The organism is Clostridium sp. (assembly GCF_051656525.1).
In the GTDB taxonomy this organism is placed as follows: Bacteria; Bacillota; Clostridia; order Clostridiales; family Clostridiaceae; genus Clostridium.
The window spans coordinates 1-3029 of the sequence record NZ_JBOGCC010000320.1 but is presented as its reverse complement, the minus strand read 5'-3'; the positions used below and the strand labels follow the sequence as shown (position 1 = coordinate 3029).

Genomic DNA, 3029 nt, shown 5'->3' with positions numbered 1-3029 from the left:
CTTCAATAAAAAATAAAGCTTCAGCATGATTTTTTACTTCTAAATGTTCTCTTAAAGTCTTTTTAGCAACGGTAATTCCAGTTTCGATAATAACTCTAGTTTCCATTTCAGTAAGAGTATTTCCTTCGATAGCATTTGAATTATATGTATTTTTAATTATATAGTTTTCTTTTATTCTTTTTATTTCACCTTGATTAAGAGGTCTTCTATGATCTAGTTCACTTTTTAATTCATAAATTTTCTCTAATTTATTATTCATGATAACACCTCACTTTTAATGATTATAGTAGTATTATATTATTTAATTTATATAAATACAATCTTAGAATAGCTATAAAGTATTTATTTTATAAAATTGACTTCTATTAAAATTATAAGTTATACTATATTTTTATGTAAAAAGTTAAAACAGGGGGAGTTATGAGTAATTTATTTATTATTGGAAATGGGTTTGATTTAGCTCATGATTTAAAAACAAGTTATTTAGATTTTAAAAAATATGTTGAAAGTAATGATAAAGTATTTTTTGAGGGTTTTTATTCTTTACATATGTATTCATTTGATAGAAGATATGAAAATCCTTTAATGACAGAACCAATTAATAATGAATATGAATCTTTATGGAGTGATATAGAGAATAATATGAAAATTGTTAATGAAGATTATATACTAAGTGCAAATTTAGAATTAGGATTAGAAGATGATAATCCTTATTATGAAGATTGTTTTGAAACTGCTGAGATTTATTTAGAATCATTTATAAAAGATATCCCTGAACGATTACTAGAAAATCTTAAATGTTGGGTTCAAAGCATTGATTTAAGTAAAGTCCATAAAAAAACAAAGTATATAGAGAGTGATTCAAATGATTTGTTTCTTACTTTTAATTATACAAATGTATTAGAAAGTGTTTATGAAATAGAATGTGATAGAATATGTCATATTCATGGTGAAGTAGGTGATGAATTAGCAATGGGACATTTGAATATCAATAGAATTAGTGAATTAGAAAAAGAAAGAGATTTTGAATATAATTCATTTTTTGAAAGAAAAACAGAAGAAATATCTCTCGAAGAAGATGAGCAAGAAAAGTTAGAGCAAATACACGAAGAATTCCAGAGCATAGAAGGCCATTATGATTACAAAGTAGAACAATTAAAGTATAATCTTTTAATAGATTATTATAAAGGAACAGTTAAAATTCCTAAAAATCATATTAAATATAATAAATATTTTTTCAATCAGATTTCTGAAGTAAAAAATATTTATGTTATTGGACACTCTTTAGGAGATGTTGATATGGAATATTTTGAAGAAATTTTAAAAAGAGTTAATCAAAACACAAGATGGAATATTTTTTATTATGGAGAGAATGAGAAAAAAATATTTGAAAAGAAAATGTTAGAAATAGGTATTGATAAAAAGAATTTAATAATAAAACATAATGATTTATTTTATATTTGATAATAAAGTAAAAATATTGAAAATGTTAATTCTTATCAAGGAAAAAGAAGAGGTAGATTAATTTCTACCTCTATTTTTATTTTGGATGTATTTAAGCCTAGTTTCTGTTGAAGTACCTGCTCCGCCAAAGAAAACAATGTTGTTGCTAGTTTTTAAAATTTTGGCTAATTCATCCCATTTTTCATTCATTTTAAATACCTCCATATGTAAAGAATTAAAAGTTCCATTTTTTTAATTATATTACGATTAAAATATATTTGCAAAAAATAATAAGAACCTCTGGGGGGTAGAGGTTCTTATCTGGGGGGGGATTAAATTATTTATTACTTTTAACACTTATTATAATATTTAGACCAAAGATTGTATAAAAAAGTTTTAAATTTATTAAAAATTTAAGTATTTAATTCAATAATTTTAAAAAGTCATTTAAATCTTTAGATGTCTTAATTGTTATAATTTTATTTGAATAAGAATTGTTAGAGATAAAATTATCTAAATCTTTTTGATACTGAAAACTCCAAGAAATAAGATTTTTAAAATCTGTTAGTGTTTCTTTTGGTCTATAATTAGTAAATTTTCTTATAAAAAATCTTTTAAATAATCTATAGTATTGAGTCCATTTATTAGTTTTAATTACTAAAATATAATTAGCTTCAGAAAAAGTATGAAAAGTCCAAGGGCTAATATAGACACCTTCTATAATCCATGAATCATTTAATAAAATTGAGTTTAATCTGGAGTCTCTATTGATATAATTATTTTTTATTCTATTATTTGCTAGGGAAGTATTCCAAAATATACTATCTAAATCTATAGTTTTAATATTTAATTCTCTACTGAGAATATTACTTGTATAGGTTTTTCCGCTTCCAGGAGAACCAATTATTCTTATTTTTAAGTTATCATTTTTCATAAATTAAGTTCCTTTTTTAACTTTTAATAGTTACAGTATTATTATATTACTTAACTTATTTAAATACAATCTTAGAATATAAAATTGACTTTTAGTAACAATAATATTAAACTACGAGTAATAAATTCCGAAGGAAATTTAAATGATTTAGTAAAAGAATTAAAAGAACAATATAATCCAGTAGAAAAAATAGAAAAGAGAAATATAGTAAAGGATAATTTTTAGGAATAGAAGAGAGTGCACATGCGATATAGACTAGCTAAATCCAACTCACTCTCTTGTATACTTAAAATGAAATTTTAAAACTAATTTGTTTTAAAAAAATAAAAACACACATGCGATATAGAAAAACTAAATCCAACTTGTTCTTATTTTTCACATTCTAAGTAACACGGTGTATTGTATATTATATACGATAAAATTGCAATTAATTTATTTATAAATAACACTTAAGATAATGTTTTTTTTAAATTAAAAAAACAAAAAAGTGTTTTTTATAAAACAAAAGAGAGATTTATAAAATAAAAAAAGCTTCTTAGTAATTTAAACTAAGAAGCTTCCCCCGCTAGCCCCCTTGACTAAAACAGAGTCTAATAATATCTATTTACTATATAAAATAGTAAAAAGCAAATTTATTTAAAAAAATTACAAT

3 protein-coding genes and 1 pseudogene are annotated in these 3029 nt (G+C 22.4%); 1 reads left to right on the top strand and 3 read right to left on the bottom strand.

The features are described from left to right. Positions 1–259, bottom strand: a pseudogene (locus tag ACRDDY_RS16045) (hypothetical protein); the annotation flags it as partial. Between the two features lie 161 nt (positions 260–420). Between ACRDDY_RS16045 and ACRDDY_RS16040 the strand changes: the two are divergent. Further along, positions 421–1464 (top strand): AbiH family protein, encoded by a 1044-nt coding sequence (locus tag ACRDDY_RS16040; RefSeq protein ID WP_438505874.1) that lies wholly within the window; start codon positions 421–423, stop codon positions 1462–1464. Positions 1465–1521: 57 nt separating this feature from the next. Here the strand turns inward: ACRDDY_RS16040 and ACRDDY_RS16035 are convergent, their stop codons facing one another. After that, positions 1522–1653: an NAD-dependent deacetylase gene (locus tag ACRDDY_RS16035; protein WP_438505873.1), complete on the bottom strand. Its 132-nt coding sequence runs from the start codon at positions 1651–1653 to the stop codon at positions 1522–1524. 211 nt (positions 1654–1864) lie between these two features. Then, a complete protein-coding gene (locus ACRDDY_RS16030; RefSeq protein WP_438565943.1) occupies positions 1865–2377 on the bottom strand; it encodes a hypothetical protein in 513 nt (170 codons plus the stop codon). Positions 2378–3029: the final 652 nt, after the last annotated feature.

What these genes read in the sequence shown, in the direction of transcription:
- ACRDDY_RS16035 (WP_438505873.1), bottom strand. Translation starts at nt 1,653, where the DNA reads ATGAATGAAAAATGGGATGAATTAGCCAAAATTTTAAAAACTAGCAAC.
- ACRDDY_RS16030 (WP_438565943.1), bottom strand. Translation starts at nt 2,377, where the DNA reads ATGAAAAATGATAACTTAAAAATAAGAATAATTGGTTCTCCTGGAAGC.
- ACRDDY_RS16040 (WP_438505874.1), top strand. Translation starts at nt 421, where the DNA reads ATGAGTAATTTATTTATTATTGGAAATGGGTTTGATTTAGCTCATGAT.